17 protein-coding genes are annotated in these 18737 nt (G+C 71.1%); 8 read left to right on the forward strand and 9 right to left on the reverse strand.

The window, feature by feature from the left end:
* Positions 1-179 precede the first annotated feature (179 nt).
* From ureG to K3769_RS00190, 3 genes are all read left to right on the forward strand, one after another.
* Entirely contained in the window at positions 180-863 is a 684-nt protein-coding gene (ureG, locus tag K3769_RS00180; RefSeq protein WP_267024341.1) for an urease accessory protein UreG, read from the forward strand.
* Positions 851-1615, forward strand: coding sequence for an urease accessory protein UreD (locus tag K3769_RS00185; protein ID WP_267024342.1), 765 nt, complete (start codon positions 851-853; stop codon positions 1613-1615). Before ureG ends, K3769_RS00185 begins: the two co-directional genes overlap by 13 nt.
* Positions 1616-1773: 158 nt before the next feature.
* Positions 1774-3360 (forward strand): alpha/beta hydrolase, encoded by a 1587-nt coding sequence (locus tag K3769_RS00190; RefSeq protein WP_267024343.1) that lies wholly within the window; start codon positions 1774-1776, stop codon positions 3358-3360.
* A 101-nt stretch (positions 3361-3461) separates the two neighbouring features.
* On the opposite strand, the gene K3769_RS00195 is transcribed toward K3769_RS00190, so the two are convergent.
* Entirely contained in the window at positions 3462-4193 is a 732-nt protein-coding gene (locus tag K3769_RS00195; RefSeq protein WP_267024344.1) for a lysophospholipid acyltransferase family protein, read from the reverse strand.
* 223 nt (positions 4194-4416) lie between these two features.
* Entirely contained in the window at positions 4417-5586 is a 1170-nt protein-coding gene (locus K3769_RS00200) for an aromatic acid exporter family protein (protein ID WP_267024345.1), read from the reverse strand.
* A gap of 187 nt (positions 5587-5773) precedes the next feature.
* Here K3769_RS00200 and K3769_RS00205 point away from each other — a divergent pair, with 187 nt between their 5' ends.
* Positions 5774-6958: an alcohol dehydrogenase catalytic domain-containing protein gene (locus tag K3769_RS00205; RefSeq protein ID WP_267024346.1), complete on the forward strand. Its 1185-nt coding sequence runs from the start codon at positions 5774-5776 to the stop codon at positions 6956-6958.
* A gap of 143 nt (positions 6959-7101) precedes the next feature.
* Here the strand turns inward: K3769_RS00205 and rocD are convergent, their stop codons facing one another.
* The 3 genes from rocD to K3769_RS00220 form a co-directional block, all read right to left on the reverse strand.
* On the reverse strand, positions 7102-8334 hold the full coding sequence (gene rocD, locus K3769_RS00210) for an ornithine--oxo-acid transaminase (RefSeq protein WP_267024347.1): 1233 nt from the start codon (positions 8332-8334) through the stop codon (positions 7102-7104).
* Positions 8331-9152, reverse strand: coding sequence for a dimethylargininase (gene ddaH, locus K3769_RS00215; protein WP_267024348.1), 822 nt, complete (start codon positions 9150-9152; stop codon positions 8331-8333). Before ddaH ends, rocD begins: the two co-directional genes overlap by 4 nt.
* A 175-nt stretch (positions 9153-9327) precedes the next feature.
* Entirely contained in the window at positions 9328-9816 is a 489-nt protein-coding gene (locus K3769_RS00220; RefSeq protein ID WP_267024349.1) for an Lrp/AsnC family transcriptional regulator, read from the reverse strand.
* A 145-nt stretch (positions 9817-9961) separates the two neighbouring features.
* Between K3769_RS00220 and K3769_RS00225 the strand changes: the two genes are divergently transcribed.
* The 4 genes from K3769_RS00225 to K3769_RS00240 are packed head-to-tail and all read left to right on the forward strand — an operon-like array spanning position 9962 to position 14121.
* On the forward strand, positions 9962-10717 hold the full coding sequence (locus K3769_RS00225; protein ID WP_267024350.1) for a LytR/AlgR family response regulator transcription factor: 756 nt from the start codon (positions 9962-9964) through the stop codon (positions 10715-10717).
* A 10-nt stretch (positions 10718-10727) separates the two neighbouring features.
* Positions 10728-11102, forward strand: coding sequence for a hypothetical protein (locus tag K3769_RS00230; protein WP_267024351.1), 375 nt, complete (start codon positions 10728-10730; stop codon positions 11100-11102).
* Between the two features lie 53 nt (positions 11103-11155).
* On the forward strand, positions 11156-12910 hold the full coding sequence (locus K3769_RS00235; RefSeq protein WP_267024352.1) for a sodium/solute symporter: 1755 nt from the start codon (positions 11156-11158) through the stop codon (positions 12908-12910).
* On the forward strand, positions 12907-14121 hold the full coding sequence (locus K3769_RS00240; protein WP_267024353.1) for a sensor histidine kinase: 1215 nt from the start codon (positions 12907-12909) through the stop codon (positions 14119-14121). Before K3769_RS00235 ends, K3769_RS00240 begins: the two co-directional genes overlap by 4 nt.
* A gap of 83 nt (positions 14122-14204) precedes the next feature.
* Here the strand turns inward: K3769_RS00240 and K3769_RS00245 are convergent, their stop codons facing one another.
* From K3769_RS00245 to K3769_RS00260, 4 genes are all read right to left on the reverse strand, one after another.
* A complete protein-coding gene (locus tag K3769_RS00245; protein WP_267024354.1) occupies positions 14205-14363 on the reverse strand; it encodes a hypothetical protein in 159 nt (52 codons plus the stop codon).
* Positions 14364-14376: 13 nt separating this feature from the next.
* Positions 14377-16287 carry a serine/threonine-protein kinase gene (locus tag K3769_RS00250; protein WP_267024355.1) on the reverse strand — a complete coding sequence of 637 codons (1911 nt, stop codon included), beginning with the start codon at positions 16285-16287 and terminating at the stop codon, positions 14377-14379.
* Between the two features lie 33 nt (positions 16288-16320).
* Positions 16321-17607, reverse strand: coding sequence for a DUF6777 domain-containing protein (locus K3769_RS00255; protein WP_267024356.1), 1287 nt, complete (start codon positions 17605-17607; stop codon positions 16321-16323).
* Between the two features lie 162 nt (positions 17608-17769).
* A complete protein-coding gene (locus tag K3769_RS00260) occupies positions 17770-18720 on the reverse strand; it encodes a cytochrome c oxidase assembly protein (RefSeq protein ID WP_267024357.1) in 951 nt (316 codons plus the stop codon).
* Positions 18721-18737 lie beyond the last annotated feature (17 nt).

Raw genomic sequence — 18737 nt, forward strand, 5'->3', positions numbered from 1 at the left:
GTCACTGCATGGGGGCTGCGCCCCCTCGCCCCCCGTATCGCGCTGCGCGCTCGTCCTCAAACGCCGGACAGGCTGAGGTGTTCGCGGACGGGCTGAGAGGGGCGCGAGTCGGCTGAAAGGGTCGTGAGTCGGCTGGAGGGTCGCGAGTCGGTTGTGGGACAAGACTTGGAGTTGTAGTCATGCATCTTGATCAGGATCACATTCATGGTGGGGGCTCTGCGCTGAGTGCCGATGCTCATCGGGCCGATGGGCGGCGGCGGGCTCTGCGGATCGGGCTCGGGGGGCCCGTGGGGTCCGGGAAGACCGCTACCGTGGCCGCGCTGTGCCGGGCCCTGCGCGACGAGTGGTCGTTGGCCGTGGTCACCAACGACATCTATACGCGGGAGGACGCCGAGTTCCTGTTGCGGGAAGCCGTGCTGCCGCCCGAGCGGATCACCGCCGTCGAGACCGGGGCCTGCCCGCACACGGCGATCCGGGACGACATCTCCGCGAACCTCGAAGCGGTCGAGGATCTGGAGGACGAGGTCGGGCCGCTGGAGCTGATCCTCGTCGAGTCGGGGGGCGACAACCTGACGGCGACCTTCTCCAAGGGGCTCGTCGACGCGCAGATCTTCGTGATCGACGTCGCGGGCGGGGACGACATCCCGCGCAAGGGCGGGCCCGGGGTCACCACCGCCGACCTGCTCGTGGTGAACAAGACCGACCTCGCGCCCTACGTCGGGTCGGATCTCGGGCGGATGGCCGCCGACGCGAAGGCGCAGCGGGCCGAACTGCCGGTCGTCTTCCAGTCGCTGCGCGCCGAGGACGGGGTCAAGGACGTCGCCGCGTGGGTGCGGGCGCGGCTTGCCGCGTGGGCGGCGTGACGTCCGGGGTCCGGGCCGCCGCGCGGATCCGGGCCCGGCCGGACGGGCGCGGCGGCACCGCGCTCCCCACCCTGGAGAGCGGGGGGCCGCTCGCCCTGCGGCGGACGCGGGCGAGCGGTTCCGAGGCCCGCGTCATGCTGGTCGGTGCGATGAGCGGGCCGCTGGGCGGTGATCACTTCACCGTGACGGCCGAGGTGGCCGCAGGGGCGCGCCTGCACGTCGGTTCGGCCGCCGCCACCCTCGCACTGCCGGGACAGGCCAAGGGCGAAGCACGTTACGACGTGTGTCTCACAGTCGATGACGGGGGTGAACTGTGCTGGCTCCCGGAGCAGTTGATCTCCGCCGAGGGGAGCGATCTGCGCCTCGCCACTCGGGTCGAGCTCGCGGCCGGGGCGCGGCTCACCCTGCGGGAGGAGCAGGTGCTCGGGCGTGCCGGTGAGGAGCCCGGGCGGCTCAGCAGCCGGCTCACCGTCCTGCTCGGCGGACGGCCGCTGTTCGACCAGGAGCTCTCCTGCGGGCCCGGGGCGCCCGGTGGGTGGGACGGGCCCGCCGTGCTCGGCGGGCATCGCGCGCTCGGCCAGCTCCTCGTCGTACGGCCCGAGTACGCGACGCGGCCGGTCGAGCCGCGGCTGCTGGGGGAGTACGCCGCGCTCACCCCGCTCGCCGGGCCGGGCGCCCTGGTGACCGCCGTCGCCGCCGACGCGCTCCAGCTGCGCCGCACCCTCGACGAAGCCCTGCGCCTACTGGGCTGAAGCGCCCACGAAGTGACCTCACCGCTCAACGGACAGAGATGTTCCGGTTATCGGATTGGCAAAAAAGACACATCGCCCCTGTCCTCAGGTACCTCACAGCCGAAAGGATCCCCCGTACTGACCACGACGACAGTAGGGGGAGAACTCTCTTGAGAGGTATGAGAAAGGTGACGGCGTTCGGCTCGGCCGGAGCGCTCGTCACCGCGACACTCATAGCCGGTGCCGTCGCGGCCCCGACGGCCAACGCGGAATCCCGCCACGGTCAGAACAGTCACGTCAGCCAGACACGCGGCGCCGAGATCGCCGCCGCCCGCGCGGCCAAGGCCGGCATCGACTGGCAGGACTGTCCGGCGGACTGGGGGATCGCGAAGCCCATCCAGTGCGGCTGGGTCACCGTGCCGCTCGACTACGCGAAGCCCAACGGCAAGAAGATCAAGCTGGCCGTCGACCGCATCGGCAACACGGGCACCAAGGCGGAGCGCCAGGGCGCCCTCGTCTACAACCCGGGCGGCCCCGGCGGCTCCGGACTGCGCTTCCCGACCCGGGTCACCAACAAGAACCCGCTGTGGGTGAACACCTCGAAGGCGTACGACTTCGTGGGCTTCGACCCGCGCGGTGTCGGCCACTCGGCACCCATCTCCTGCATCGACCCGCAGGAGTTCGTGAAGGCGCCCAAGATGGACCCGGTGCCGGACTCCGAGGCCGACAAGCGCGCCCAGCGCAAGCTCGCCGCCGAGTACGCGGACGGCTGCGCCGAGCGCAGCGGCGAGATGCTGCCGCAGATGACGACTCCCAACACCGTCCGTGACCTGGACGTCATCCGGGCCGCGCTCGGCGAGAAGAAGCTCAACTTCCTCGGTGTCTCGTACGGCACGTACATCGCCGCCGTCTACGGCACGCTCTACCCGAACCACGTACGCCGCATGATCGCGGACAGCGTCGTCAACCCGTCGCGCGAGAAGATCTGGTACGAGGCCAACCTCGACCAGGACGTCGCCTTCGAGATGCGCTGGAAGGACTGGCAGGACTGGGTCGCCAAGAACGACGCGGCCTTCCACCTCGGTGACACCCGGGCCAAGGTCCAGGACCAGTGGCTGAAGCTGCGCGCCACCGCCAAGAAGAACCCCATCGGCGGTGTCGTCGGCCCCGCCGAGCTCATCGGCTTCTTCCAGAGCGCGCCCTACTACGACTCGTCGTGGGTGCCGGTCGCCACCGTCTTCAGCAAGTACGTCGCCGGGGACACCCAGGCGCTCGTCGACGCCGCCGCGCCCGACCTGACCGACACCGCGGGCAACATCGCCTCGGAGAACGGTAACGCCGTCTACACGGCCGTCGAGTGCACCGACGCCAAGTGGCCCACCAGCTGGAAGAAGTGGGACCGCGACAACAGCGAGCTGCACAAGAACTACCCGTTCATGACGTGGGCCAACGCCTGGCTGAACCTGCCGTGCGCGACCTGGCCCGCCAAGCAGCAGACCCCGGTGCACGTGAAGACCGGCAAGGGCCTGCCGCCCGTCCTGATCGTGCAGTCCACCCGTGACGCCGCCACCCCGTACGACGGCGCCGTCGAACTGCACAAGCGGTTCAAGGGCTCCCGTCTGATCACCGAGAAGGACGCGGGCTCGCACGGCGTGACGGGGCTGACCAACCCGTGCATCAACGAGAAGGTGGACACCTACCTGCTCACCGGCAAGGTCGACGCGGCCGACGTGACGTGCGCGCCGCACGCCACGCCCAAGCCGTAGCAACCGGCCACGGCGAAAAAAAGGGGGGGCGGCCGTCCGACGGCCGCCCCCCCTTCAATGTCCCGGTGCCCCGGGCACGGGGGGACGCGACGGCGCGAGGGTCAACGCTGGGGCAGGCGGGGGAACTTGCGGTTCTTCGCCAGCGCGGCCTTCTCGGCGGCTTCCTCCGCCTTCGCATCGGCCGCGTACCGGTCCACGTACTCCTGCTCGGAGAGGGTGAGGATCGCGTACATGATCTCGTCGGTGATGGCGCGCAGGATCGCCTTCTCGTTCTCCATGCCCGCGTAGCGGGAGAAGTCGAGGGGTTCACCGAAGCGGATCGCCACCGGGTGGATCTTGGGGATCTTCCGGCCGGGGGGCTGGGCCTCGAAGGTGCCGATCATCGCGCACGGGATGACGGGCGCCTCGGCCCTGAGCGCCATCACCGCGACGCCGACCTTGCCCTTGTAGAGACGGCCGTCGTGCGAGCGGGTCCCCTCCGGGTAGATGCCGAGCAGTTCCTCCTTGCTCAGGACGCCGAGTCCTTCACGGATCGCCGCCTTGCCCGCCTCCTTGCCGGAGCGGTCCACCGGGATCTGTCCGGCGCTGCGGAAGAAGAACGCCGTCAGCCGGCCCTTGATGCCGGGGCCCGTGAAGTACTCGGCCTTGGCGAGGAACGTGATGCGCCGCTTGAGGATCGCGGGCATCAGGAAGTGGTCCGAGAACGACAGGTGATTGCCCGCGACGATGGCCGCCCCCCTCGCCGGTACGTGTTCCAGACCCTCGATCCGGGGCCGGAAGACCAGCCGCAACAGCGGTCCCAGGATCACGTACTTGAGAACGTAGTAGAACAACGGGTCGCTCCTCGCTTCGCCGGATCGACCGGACAGGTCCTGGCTGGTCAAACACGTGTGCTGCGGGACGTCAGTGTAAGTGCAGGTCTCGTCCCCTGTAACCGTCCCTGATCGGACTCATGCTGGACCGGTTCGGCCTTTGCGCACCAGCCGCCGGGGCGCCGGGTGGCTCGTTCCCGACGGCCCCTCGCGCTCACCGGCGGTTCGCCCGCCGGTCGGACGGTCAAGTGCCGGACGGTGAAGTGCCGGCCTGTGAGGCGCCCGTCCGCGAGGCGTCGGCCGGTGAGGTCTCGTCGTCCCATGAGTCGACCACCGTGCTCAGGTCGTCCAGCAGCCGCTCGGTGTCCGCGGTCAGACCACCGAGTGCGGGCGCCACCGCCCGTCGGTCGTCCGCGAGCACGGAGGCCAGCCGGCCGTGCGCCGCGAGGGCCGTCCTGAGCGCCTCGCGGGCCCGGTGGCGCTCGTCGGCCGTGCCGTTGCGGCAGTCGAGGACGTCACCGGCCGCCCGCAGGAGCGGCGACAGGATGCTCTGCACGCCGAGTGCGGACTCCGGGTACGAGACCGCCTCGGACAGCGAACGCGTGATCGCCCTGATGTGCTCCGTGATCCGGTCCCAGGTGAAGTCCCATTCGGCGGCCGGCGGCGGCACGGCCGAACGGCGCAGTCTGCGCCCCGGGTTGAAGCGGCGGCTCTCGTCCGACCACCGGCGCGCGGTCCGCAGCTCCGTCACCACGTCGGCCAGCCGCACCGCGCTGTCGTACCAGCCGCGGGCCCGCTTCTCGTCGTACGGCGTCTCGATGCCGTCGGCGACCTCGTACAGCAAGGAGGCGCTGTCCTGCGGCAGTCGGGCGCGCAGCCGACGGACGTGGCCGGCGTGGTCCGGCGGCAGGACAGTCGCGTTCACGGCGATTCCGATGGCCGCTCCGAGCAAGGTCTCCAGCAGCCGGTGCAGGATGTCGAAGCCGCTGTAGGAGCCGTAGGCGAGGACGAACAGCGCGGCCGTCGGCGCGTAGAGGCCCTGCGTGCCGAGCCGCGTGTAGTTGCCGAGCAGCACGGTCAGCGGCAGGGCCAGCGCCATCGCGGCCATCGTGTCGCCGGTCAGCGCGAGGGCGGCAGTGGCGAGCAGGGTGCCGGTGACGACCACCACGACCTGCTGCAAGGCGGTCAGCAGCGAGCGGTAGACCGTGCTCTGCACCAGGAACAGCGCGGTCCACGGGGCCAGCAGCGCCATCGGCGCGTTCCACCACCAGCCGGCGAGCGCCCAGGCCAGCAGGGCGGCGCCCGCCGCCTTGAGGGACTGGATCGCCGTGTCGCGCTCGGGTCCGGACTCGGTGAAGCAGCTGCGCACCGAACGCCCGACGGCGGCGGCCTCCCTGACGAGGGCGTTCCACACGTGACGGTCCCTTTCTCTACGCCGTTCAGCCCGACCCAGGTACCCGGGCACGGAAACAGTCACTCCTCCGCGAACGGCGTGCGGGGCGGCCTACCGGAGGGTGGGGCTGAGGTGTGTCGGAATGCGAGGAAAGGGGACTCGGGCGGTGGCAGTGGATCACACTCACGATCGCTGGAGGAGTCATACCATGCGCGCACTGACCTGGCAGGGAAAGCGGGACGTCCGGGTGGAGACGGTGCCGGATCCGCGCATCGAGAAGCCCGACGACATCATCGTCAGGATCACTTCCACCGGCCTCTGCGGTTCCGACCTCCACCTCTACGAACTCTTCGGACCCTTCATCGACCCCGGCGACATCCTCGGCCACGAGCCGATGGGCATCGTGGAGGAGGTGGGGCCGGACGTGACCGCGCTGGCCCCCGGCGACCGGGTGGTCATCCCCTTCAACGTCTCGTGCCGCGACTGCTACATGTGCGACCAGGGGCTCCACTCGCAGTGCGAGACGACCCAGGTGCGCGAGCGCGGCTGCGGCGCCTCCCTGTTCGGCTACACCAAGCTGTACGGGCAGGTGCCGGGCGGGCAGGCGGAGTTCCTGCGGGTGCCGTTCGGCAACAAACTGCCCATCAAGGTGCCGGAGGGCCCGCCCGACGACCGCTTCGTCTACCTGTCGGACGTCCTGCCCACGGCCTGGCAGGCGGTCGAGTACGCGGCGATCCCGCCGGGCGGCAGCGTCACCGTGCTGGGCCTCGGACCCATCGGTGACATGGCCACCCGGATCGCGAAGCAGCGCGGCGCCGGCCTGGTCATCGGCGTGGACCTGGTCAAGGAGCGCCTGACCCGTGCCAGTGCCCACGGGGTGACCTGCTTCGACGCCCGGATGAACGGCAAGGACCTCGTGGCCGCCGTCCGGGACCTCACCGACGGGCGCGGGACCGACGCGGTCATCGACGCGGTCGGCATGGAGGCGCACGGCACCCCGTTCGCCAAGGCGGCCCAGTGGGTCACCGGGCTGCTGCCCGACGCGGTGGCGCAGCCGATGATGGAGAAGGCGGGGATCGACCGGCTGGGCGCGTTGTACGCCGGGATCGAGCTGGTGCGCCGTGGCGGGACGCTGTCCATCTCCGGGGTCTACGGCGGCGCCGTCAGCCCGATGCCGCTGCTGACGATGTTCGACAAGCAGATCCAGGTACGGATGGGGCAGGCGAACGTGTGGCGGTGGGTGGACGACATCCTGCCGCTGCTGACGGACGAGGATCCGCTGGGTGTGGACACGTTCAAGACGCACTCCATGCCGTTGGAGGATGCGCCGAAGGCGTATGCGATGTTCCAGGCGAAGGAGGATGGGATGGTCAAGACCCTTTTGAAGCCGTAACCATCCCCTTCCGGGGCGCGGGGAACTGTGCGAATGGCTCCCCGCGGCCCTGTACGGCCAGAGACTGCGCCGTTCCCCGCGCCCCTCAAAGGCCAAAAGCGCAAAGACTGCGCCGTTCCCCGCGCCCCTAGGGGGGCTGCGGTTCAGGCGCCTTTTCGGAGGACGCTCTCCAGGGTGCCGAGCGCCATCTGCAGGTCCTCGTTCGTGATGGTCAGGGGTGGGGCCAGGCGGATCGTGGAGCCGTGGGTGTCCTTCACCAGGATGCCCTCGCGCATGAGGGACTCGCTGATCTCGCGGCCCGTGCCGAGGGCGGGATCGATGTCCACGCCCGCCCACAGCCCGCGTGCCCGGAAGCCGCGCACGCCCTTGCCCACGAGGGCCGACAGGCCGTCCCGCAGCAGCACGCCCGCCTCCTGCGCCCGGCGCTGGAACTCGCCCGTCTCCAGCAGCTCCACCACGGCGGAGCCGACCGCCGCGGCCAGCGGATTGCCGCCGAACGTCGAGCCGTGCTCGCCGGGACGCAGCACCTGCAGCACCTCGCGCCGCGCGACCACCGCGGAGACCGGCACGATGCCGCCGCCGAGCGCCTTGCCGAGCAGCACCACGTCCGGGACGACGTCCTCGTGCTCGACGGCCAGCGTGCGCCCTGTGCGGCCGAGCCCCGACTGGATCTCGTCGGCGATGAACAGGCACCCGGCTCGCCGGGTCACCTCGCGCAGGCCCCGCAGATAGCCGTCGTCCGGGATGACGACTCCCGCCTCGCCCTGGATCGGCTCGATCAGCACGGCCGCGGTCGTTTCGTCGACCGCCGCTTCGAGCGCGGCGAGGTCGTTGTACGGGACCACCCGGAAGCCGGGTGTGAAGGGGCCGAACCCCGCGCGGGCCGTCTCGTCGGTGGAGAAGCTGACGATGGTCGTCGTACGGCCGTGGAAGTTGTCGGCGGCCACGACGATCGTCGCCCGGCCGTCGGGGACGCCCTTCACCTCGTAGGCCCATTTACGGGCCACCTTGACGGCGCTCTCCACGGCCTCGGCGCCGGTGTTCATCGGCAGCACCATGTCCAGGCCGGTCAGCGCGGCCACCGACTCGGCGAACGCGGCCAGCCGGTCGTTGTGGAAGGCGCGCGAGGTCAGCGTCAGCTGGTCGAGCTGCCGGTGCGCGGCCTCGACCAGGGCCGGGTGGCGGTGCCCGAAGTTGAGCGCCGAGTAACCGGCCAGCATGTCGAGATAGCGGCGGCCCTCGACATCCTCCACCCAGGCGCCCTCGGCGCGGGCCACGACCACGGGCAGCGGATGGTAGTTGTGCGCGAGGACGGGCTCCTCGGCGCGGATCAGCTCGGCGGACGAGCGCAGGGAACGGCCGGTCGCGACAGTCATGAGCGGATCTCCTGTGTGCAGCACTTGATGCCGCCGCCGGCCTTCTGGAACTCCGACAGGTCGACGGGGACGGGAACATAGCCGTGGCGGTCGAGCTCGCCCGCGAGGGCCTCGGCGCGCGGCGCGATGAAGACGTGGCGGCCGTCCGAGACGGAGTTCAGGCCGAACACCATCGCGTCCTCGTGGGTGGCGACCACCGCGTCCGGGAAGAGCAGGCGCAGCACCTCGCGGCTGCCCGCGGAGAACGCCTCCGGGTAGTACGCGATGTTCGCCTCGGGGCCGTCGTCGAGCACGAACAGCGCGGTGTCGAGGTGGTAGAAGCGGGGGTCCACCAGCGTGAGGCTGACCGTGGGCACACCGAAGTACTCCTGCACCTCGTGGTGGGCGGACCGGGCCGTACGGAACCCGGTGCCGGCCAGCAGATGGCGGCCGGCGAACACCAGGTCGCCCTCGCCCTCGCACACCGACTCGGGCCGGCGGACGTCGAAACCTGCGCTCTTGAACCACGTCTCGTACGCGGTCGACTCCGGGCGGCGCTGCGGCGCGTGGAAGAGCGAGCCGAAGACCCGGCCGGCCACGACCAGCGCCGAGTTCGCGGCGAAGACCATGTCCGGCAGACCGGCGACCGGCTCCACGCTGTCGACGGTGTGACCGTGGGCGCGGTACGCGGAGACCAGCTCCGCCCACTGGCCCCGGGCCAGATCGACGTCGACCCGCGTGTCCGCACGCATCCAGGGATTGATGGCGTACCGCACGGCGAAGTGTCTGGGTTCGCAGACCAGGAACCGCCTGGGACGGGGCACACGACTCATGGGCACAGAGGGGTTCCTCCGCTTTCCTGAGGTGTCGGGTGGGATGCCTCAACGGTAGAAAACGGGGAAGAGCCGCCACAAGAATCAGGAATTGCGCGCTGCCGAAGAAATGCTGCGTCTAGGGGCCCTTCGGCGCACGATCAGTGCGTGATTGGCCCGAACGGGTGAAGGAACGCCGGGTTCAGGCTTCCGGAGCGGGCTGGTTCGCCCCCGCCTCGGGGCTCTCCGGCAGCAGATGCGACAGCACCATGAAACTGACCGTCTTGCGGATGAAGGGCTCCACCCGGATCCGCTCCAGCACCTCCTCGAAGTGCTCCACGTCCCGGGCCCGTACATGCAGCAGCGCGTCCGCCCCGCCGGTCACCGTCATCGCCGCCGTGATCTCCGGATGGTTGCGCACCACCTCCGCGAGCCGTCGCGGCGGCGCCGCGCCCTCGCAGTACACCTCCACGTACGCCTCCGTACGCCACCCCAGGGCCGCCGGTTTCACCGTCGCCGTGAAGCCCGTGATCACCCCCGTTTCGCGCAACCGGTCGGCCCGGCGCTTGACGGCGGTGGCGGACAGCCCGATCGTCGCGCCGATCTCGGCGAAACTCGTGCGGGCGTTCGCCATCAGAGCCGTGACGATCTTCCGGTCGAGATCGTCGAAGGGCGCGGACACGGGTCTCATGCGGGCACTGTATCCAGCGTGGGCCGGGCACTGCGGCCTGCGCCGGCCGGGCGCTGTGGCCGGCGACGATCCGACGAGGTGCCGGCGCCGACGACCTTGCCCGCCGCATGTGCAGGGGCGTGGATTGCTCCTACACTCCGGGTTCATGCTGCGCGCCCTCGCCGTCGACGACGAACCGCCCTCCCTCGAAGAGCTGCTCTATCTGCTGGACGCCGATCCACGGGTGAGCAGCGTCGAGGGCGCGAGCGACGCCACGGCGGCGCTGCGGCGGATCAACCGGGCCCTGGACAGCGGCCCCGACGGAGACGAGGGCATCGACGTCGTCTTCCTCGACATCCATATGCCGGGGCTCGACGGACTCGACATGGCACGGCTGCTCGCCGGGTTCGCCAAGCCGCCGCTCGTCGTCTTCGTCACCGCCCACGAGGGATTCGCCGTACAGGCCTTCGACCTCAAGGCCGTCGACTACGTCCTCAAGCCGGTCCGCAGGGAACGCCTCGCCGAGGCCGTGCGCCGGGCCGTCGAGCAGATGGACGCGGCCCCGCTGATCCCCGTCCACGAACCCGACCCGGACCACATCTCGGTCGAACTCGGCGGAGTCACCCGCTTCGTCGCCGTCGAGGACATCACCCACGTCGAGGCCCACGGCGACTACGCCCGGCTGCACACCGACCAGGGCAGCCACCTCGTCCGCATCCCCCTGTCCACCCTTGAGGAGCGCTGGCGCTCCCGCGGTTTCGTCCGTATCCACCGCCGCCATCTCGTCGCTCTCGGCCACATCAGCGAACTCCGCCTGGACGCGGGTACGGTGAGCGTCCTGGTCGATTCGGTCGAACTCCAGGTCAGCCGCCGCCACGCACGGGAGCTGCGGGACCTGCTGATGCGCCGGACCGCGAGCTGAGGAGGCGGAGTTGCCCCACGACCCCACCGAGCGGCGTGTCCCCACCGACCGCCGGGTCGTCGTCACCGGCCCGCCGCGCCGTACGCGCCCGCTGAGCCGCTCCCGGCCGCGGACCGAGATCGACGAGCAGACCACGCTCGGCCACACCTACGTCCGCTCCCTGATGCGCAGCCAACTGCGGGCCGCGCTCACCGTCTTCGCCGTACTCATCCTCCTGGTGGGCCCGCTGCCGCTGGTGTTCACCGTGCTGGGAGACAGCTCCAGCCTCGAATGGACCGTGCTCGGCTTCTGCGTCTATCCGCCGCTGGTGCTGCTCGCCGCCTGGTACGTGCGCCGTGCCGACCGCAACGAGAAGGACTTCGTCCGCCTCGTCGAGGACCGCTGAGCCCGTGGGCCGGGAAAGCGTGAGCGAGAACAGCCCGTGAACGAGAGCAGCCCGTGAACGAGAACTACGCCGTCCCCGCGGTCGCCCTCGTGGTCGTCGCGACGGTCTTCGTCGGCGCCTTCGGCCTGCGCATCTCCCGCACCACCTCCGACTTCTACGTGGCCTCGCGCACGGTCGGCCCCGGGCTGAACGCCGCCGCCATCAGCGGCGAGTACCTCTCCGCCGCCTCCTTCCTCGGCATCGCGGGCCTCGTCCTCGTCCAGGGCCCGGACATGCTCTGGTACCCGGTCGGCTACACCGCCGGCTACCTCGTCCTGCTGCTCTTCGTCGCGGCCCCGCTGCGCCGCTCCGGCGCGTACACCCTGCCCGACTTCGCCGAGGCGCGGCTCGCCTCGCAGGGCGTGCGGCGGCTGGCCGGAGCGTTCGTCGTGGGGGTCGGCTGGCTGTACCTCCTGCCCCAGCTCCAGGGCGCGGGACTGACACTGAACGTGCTCACCGGGGCGTCCAAGTCCCTCGGCGGAGTCATCGTCGCGGTCGTCGTGGTGGCGACCGTCGCCGCGGGCGGCATGCGCAGCATCACCTTCGTCCAGGCCTTCCAGTACTGGCTCAAGCTCACCGCCCTGCTCGTCCCCGTGCTCTTCCTCGCCCTCGCCTGGCGGGACGACGGCGCGCCGCGCCCCGCCTTCGACGAACCGGCCACGTTCCGCGAACACCGGGTCGTACGCGTCGACGCCGGACTCGATCTGAAGCTCGAAGCACCGCTGACCGTCACCGCGGACGGCACCGTCGACGGCGTCCGGTACGAGGACCGGCGGCTCAGGCTGCCCACGGGCGTCCACCGCATCGAGCGGGGCACCCGGCTGACCTTCGCCGAGGGCGACCCCGTGCCCGTCGCCGACCGTGTCAGCAACGGCGGCATGTCCACCTCGCTCGCCGCGGGCCGCGAGGAACGGCCGCTGTACGCCACGTACGGGCTGATCCTCGCCACCTTCCTCGGCACCATGGGGCTGCCGCACGTCGTCGTGCGCTTCTACACCAGTCCGCACGGCGTGGCCGCCCGCCGCACCACCGTCGTCGTGCTCACCATGATCGGCTTCTTTTACCTCCTCCCACCGCTCTACGGCGCGCTGGGCCGCCTGTACGCCCCCGAGCTGACCCTGACCGGGGACGCCGACGCGGCCGTGCTCCTGCTGCCCGACCGGGTCGTCGGCGGGCTCGGCGGGGATCTGCTCGGCGCGCTGGTGGCCGGCGGGGCCTTCGCCGCGTTCCTGTCCACGGCCTCGGGCCTCACCATGGCCGTGGCGGGCGTGCTCACCCAGGACGTGCTGCCCTCCCGGGGCGTACGGCACTTCCGGCTCGGCACGGTCCTGTCGATGATCGTGCCGCTCGCGGCGAGCATGCTCGTGGGCGGACTGCCGGTCGCCGACGCCGTGGGGCTCGCCTTCGCGGTCTCCGCCTCGTCGTTCTGCCCGCTGCTCGTCCTCGGTATCTGGTGGCACCGGCTCACCCCGCCCGGCGCGGCGGCCGGGATGCTCGTCGGCGGCGGCTCGGCGCTCCTCGCGGTCGCGGCCACCATGGCCGGCTTCCCCGGCACGGGCTCCCTGCACGCGCTGCTCGCCTGGCCCGCGCTGTGGTCGGTGCCGCTCGGCTTCCTCACCATGGTGCTGGTGTCCCTGGCGACCCCCCGGCGCGTACCGGCCGGGACGGCGGCGATCCTCGCCCGCTTCCATCTGCCGGAGGAACTCGCCGGGGGACAGGTACGCGCGGAGGCCAAGGAGATCACGGCGAGCAAGGAGATCAAGGCGTGAGCGGATTCCTGGCGGGACTCTGCGTGGCCGTGCTGCCCCTGCTGGCGGCCGGCTTCTGGTTCGGCCGGCGCACCGCGCACTCCCCGAGCCCCGGCGGCCTCGGCACCCCCGTCGAGCACGCCACCTTCGAGACCCTGCACACCGCGTCGCTCGCCGCGCCCCCGCTGCGCGCGGGCCTGACCGGGGAGACGGCCCGCAAGTCCGCGCGGCGGCTGCGCACCCTGCTCGGCACCGACGCGCTCTGCCTCACCGACCAGGAGACCGTGCTGGCCTGGGAGGGCGCGGGCGAGCACCACCGGGAGCAGATCATGGAGCGGATCGGCGGCCCCCTGGAGACCGGCCGCGGGGAGGCCTTCCGGCTCGTCTGCGACGAGCCCTACTGCCCGCTGCGCTGGGCCGTCGTCGCCCCGCTCACCGTCGACGACCGGGTGTACGGGGCACTCGTCGCCTGCGCGCCCCGGGAGTCCGCCGTCCTAGTGCGGGCCACCGGGGAGGTCGCCCGCTGGGTGTCGGTCCAGCTGGAACTCGCCGACCTCGACCAGTCCCGCACCCGGCTGATCGAGGCCGAGATCAAGGCGCTGCGGGCCCAGATCTCCCCGCACTTCATCTTCAACTCCCTCGCGGTGATCGCCTCGTTCGTGCGCACCGACCCCGAACGGGCCCGCGAACTGCTTCTCGAATTCGCCGACTTCACCCGCTACTCGTTCCGCCGGCACGGCGACTTCACCACCCTCGCCGACGAACTGCACGCCATCGACCACTACTTGGCCCTGGTCCGGGCCCGCTTCGGCGACCGGCTCTCGGTCACCCTGCAGATCGCGCCCGAGGTGCTGCCGGTGACCCTGCCCTTCCTCTGTCTGCAGCCGCTCGTCGAGAACGCCGTGAAGCACGGTCTGGAAGGCGGCACGGTCAAGGTCGACAAGAGCCGTATCAGCATCACCGCGCAGGACGCCGGCGCCGAGGCGCTCGTCGTCATCGAGGACGACGGCCCCGGCATGGACCCCGGCCGGCTGCGCCGCATCCTGGCGGGGGAGACCGACCCCTCGGACGGCATCGGTCTGTCGAACGTCGACGACCGGCTGCGGCAGGTCTACGGGGACGACTACGGCCTCGTCATCGAGACCGCTCCGGGCGCGGGCATGAAGATCACCGCGCGGTTGCCGAAGTACCAGCCGGGCGTGCACTCCGCGGGGCGCCTGAACCGCGAATGAGCCGTCCCCGACCGGATGCCGCACGCACGAATCCCCCGGGGAGGGGCCGCGGCGCCTCCCCGGGGGACCGGTCGCGCGGTGCCTCAGGTGGGCCGGGAAGCCACCATCGCCAGCGTGATCAGACCGAGCACCACCCAGCCGAACCACAGCCAGCCGTTGCTGCCGAGCGCCACCGTGTAGGCCGTGACCATCACCAGGCCGCCGACGGTGAGCACTCCCATGGTCTTCGTGGAACCGGGCATCGCAACACCCTCCTCATGGTTCGTCCCTCTCCATGGTGCCCCCGTCCCTGCGAATTGCAGTACAGACCACGAAATGAGTGCCGGAGGCCCAGGCGCTGTCGCCCACCCAGGACGAGCCCGTATAGATGTTCGGGTCGTAGCCGTAGTCGTCGGGCGGCACCTCCTGACGGCAGACCGTGGTGGCCTGTCGCCTGGCCCGGGCGAGGGTCGTGTCCGGGCTCATCCGGTGGAAATCGAGCACCTGCTCCTGGTGCGGGCCCCGGCACGAGACGAGTTCGGCGATGTTGTCGTTGACACGGTCCAGGCAGTCCCCCTTCTGCATGGTGGCCGTGTCGCTGAACCGCATCCCGACGGGACGACGGTTTCCGATCGGCCCGAACAGCGGCTTGCCGCGCGCGTCGAGCAGCAGACAGGCGACACGGTGCCCGGCCCTCTCGAAGCCGTCGGCGGTAGGCACGGCGGCGTACGAGCGGACGTCCGCGAGCTTCTTCCGGGTCTCCTCGGTGCGCCGCTCGCACCGGGTGGCGCCGGCCGAGCGGGCGTCCTGGGCGGACGCCGTCCCGAACACGGCCATCACCTGCCCGTACGGCTCCTCGCTGAGGCACTTCACGACCCGGAGCTCCGGATCCCCGACGAAGGGGGCGCCGGTCCACCGGGTCGCGACGCAGTCCCCGTCGGCGAGCGGCCGGGACAGCCCGACGGCGTCCCCGTACGGTTTGGCGTCACCGTCCCCCGGCAGGTTAGCCATGGCGAACCAGGCTCCGCCGACCGCGAGGGCCAGCCCCAGCGCGGTCGCCAGTACGGCCGTCCGGGCACGGTTGCGTGGCCGGCGGCGCCGCCCGGGGGCCGCCGGGGGAGGGCCGAAGCCCCGCACACCGGACCACGGGCCAGGAGCCTGCCCCGAAGGCGGTCCGGACGGCGCGTACCACTGCGGGGCGCCTCCGTGGCTTTGCGGGGGCACGGCCGCGGGCGGAGTGCGGGGCGCGGCCGTACGGGTGATCCCGCCCGCCCACGGAGGCTCCGAGGCCGGGTCGAGCCGGGTCCGGGGATGCGGTTGGGGCGTCAGGATCAGGGACAGCGCGGCCTCGGTCCCCTCGGCGGTGATCCGGCGGACCGGGTCCTTGGTGAGCAGCGCGGACAGCAGCGGTTCCAGGGCGCCCGCGTGCAGCACGGGCCGCGGCTCCTCCATGACGGCGGCGGTCAGCGCCGCGAGGCCCGACTCACGGTCGAAGGGCCCGTACCCCTCGACCGCGTAGTAGAGCGTGCAGCCCAGCGAGAACAGGTCCGCGGCGGCGGTGGGCGGCCCGCCCTGGGCCCGCTCCGGCGCCAGATAACCGGCGGTGCCCACCAGGGCGGAGGTCAGCGTGTACCGGGTCTCGTCGCCGTCGGGCCGCACGGAGATGCCGTAGTCGGTGAGCAGGACGCGGGCGTACGGCGATCCCGTGCGGTCCGGGGCCAGCAGGATGTTGGCCGGCTTCACGTCCCGGTGCATGACCCCGCGCTCGTGCCCGGCGGTCAGCGCGTCCAGCACCGCGAGCCCGATGCGGGCGCACTCGGCGGGGGCCACGGCCCCGCGCTGCGCGACCAGGGCGCTCAGGTCCAGCGCCCCGGCCACGTACTCCATCACGATCCAGGGCAGGCCCTCGTGCTCCAGGACGTCGTGCACGGTCACCACGTGCGGGTGGCCGCGCAGCCCCGCCGCGTGCCGGGCCTCGGCGCGGGCCCGGGCCACCCGGGCCGAGCGGTCGTGGTCCGCCTCGCCCGGGTCGCGGAACACGATCTCCTTGAGCGCGACCTCACAGGCCAGCCGCTGGTCGTACGCGAGCCAGACGTGGCCCATGCCGCCACTGCCGAGCCGGTTCAGCAGGAGGTAGCGGTCGGCGATGACCCGGCCGACTCCCGACTGCGGTGTTCCTGATGCCATCCGGTCACTCCCGGGGTTCCGCTCCTGGTGGGCCTACGCCGGGCTCTCGGCCGCGGTCGACGAGGCCGGTGGCCCGGCCGACGCGGACTCGGCCAGGGTGGGCGTGGTGGCGGTGGTCGAGGAGGCGGTCCCGCCACCGGACGCCGTCGACCCCGTGCCCGACGAGGTCCCGCCGCCGGGCGTGGACGACGTCCTGTCCGACGGGGTCCCCTTGCCCGGAGCCGACCCGGTCGCCCTGCCGGACGCCTTCCCGGACGGCGATGCCGACGGTCCCGACGTCGTGCCGGAACCCGACCCGGAATCCGTCGCCGACCCGGAATCCGTGGGTGACCCGGAATCGGTGGCCGACCCGGAGTCCGTGGGCGAACCCGAGTCCGTGGGCGCGCCGGAGTCGGCGTCCACGTTCAGCGTCACGGCCTCGCCGAACGCCAGCGGCGTCCCGGGCCCGGGCGTGGAGCCGGTCACCGTCGCGTCACCCGGTGGCGGACCGTCCTCGGCGTACGCCACGGCCAGGCCCAGCCGGGCCAGCGCCCGATCGGCCCGGTCGAAGGTCATCCCCGCCAGAGTCGGCACCGCGTGCTGCTTCGTCGCGTCGAACGTGCTGTCCTCTTCCCCCGTGGTGCCGACGGGCCGGTCGATGGCCGTGTCGGGATCGTCCACGTCGAGGAGCGCGATCCGCCGCAGAGGCCGCGACGCGGGCCCGACCGTGATCACGTCGGACTTCTCGTAGCCCGCCCATTTCCTGTTGCCGTCCTCGAACGTGACCGAGATCTTCTCGGGATCCTTGTCGAAGGACTTCAGCGGATTTCCGCAGGAGCACTTCACGGCGGGAAGTCCCCGCTCGTTCACGAGAACCGCGACCCCTGCCGCGAGCAACGAGTCGTAGGGGACCGCTTTTCCCTTCTTGTAGTCGTGGTTCCTCACAAGAGTGTCGTGACGCAGCAGTACGGGTGTGAGGCCGTCGAGGTAACCCCCGATCCGCGCGGGCGGAATGCCCACGATCCGCGCCCATTCCCGGGCTTTCTGCCTGTTCTCGGGATCGGTGAGGAAATCCTTGAGCCGTTCGATGTCACAGACCCGCTGATTGCGCGTACCCCCGTACAGGCCAGGGGTGTTGCCCTGCTGCAGTCCGCTGTGCGCCTCCTCGGGAGCGAGTCCTCTGCGGTCCTTGCCCAGCGACCCGTCCTCTTCGAAGAAAGGTGCGAGTGACGGTATTCCGGCTGCGACCGCGCGCACCGCGAACAGACGTTGTTCGGTGCATCCGCCGAGGATCAGCACGGCGGCCAGTAGTACGGCGAGCCTGCGGACCACTGTTTTCATGGTCCTTTGCACACATGCGTGAATTGTCATGACCGCTCCCCCCGGTGGCGGTTCCCCCGAACCCCGCAGAACGGAAGCAGGGCCTCACACGCCATGCTACTGAAGAGCAAAGCCTTTCAGTCAAGGGGAATTGGCACAGTGCGCGAAGTGGCCGAAAGGGATTCAGTTACCGCGTGCGTTCAATGAGGCGAGATAGGCGTTGTACGCCTCAAGCTCCTTGTCGCCGTCACGGTCCGCGGCCCGGTCCGAACGCCGCGCCTGCCGCTGCTCGGAGCGGTACCACTGGAAGAGCAGAGCCAGCAGGACGAGCACGGACGGGATCTCGCTGAACGCCCAGGCGATGCCGCCCGCCGCGTTCTGGTCGGAGAGCGCGTCGATGCCCAGCGACGCCGCCGGATTCTTGTACGTCTCGACCATCGGCTCCGACGCCATCATCAACGCGATCCCGAAGAACGCGTGGAACGGCATACCGGCGAACAGCTCCAGCATCCGCATCAGATACCCGGGCCGGTGCGGACCGGGGTCGACGCCCATGATCGGCCAGAAGAACACCAGGCCGACGGCGAGGAAGTGGCACATCATCGCCACGTGCCCGGTCCTCGACTCCATCAGGAAGTCGAAGATCGGCGAGAAGTAGAGCGCGTACAGGCTGGCGATGAAGAGCGGGATCGTGAAGGCCGGATGCGTCACCACCCGCATGAACCTGCTGTGCAGCAGCATCAGCAACAGCTCGCGCGGCCCCTTGCGGCCACGGCCCGCGGTCGGCAGCGCGCGCAGGGCGAGCGTGATCGGCGCACCGAGCAGGATCAGGATCGGCGACAGCATGCTGATCACCATGTGCTGCACCATGTGCACGCTGAACATGACCATGCCGTAGTCGTTCAGCCCGGTGCACAGCACGAGCATGACGCTCAGGACACCGACGACGAACGCCACGGTCCGCCCGACCGGCCACGCGTCACCGCGCCGCACCAGCCGCGCCACGCCCCACCCGTACAGCGCGAGCCCCACGAGGCAGGCGACGAGGAAGAACGGGTCCGGGGACCATTCGAGCCCCCGCCCCAGCGTGAACGGCGGCAGATCCATGGACGTGCCGTGCCCGCTGTGATCCATCCGCCGGCTCCTGTTTC

Origin of the sequence: Streptomyces ortus, assembly GCF_026341275.1 — a bacterium.
GTDB lineage: Bacteria > Actinomycetota > Actinomycetes > Streptomycetales > Streptomycetaceae > Streptomyces > Streptomyces ortus.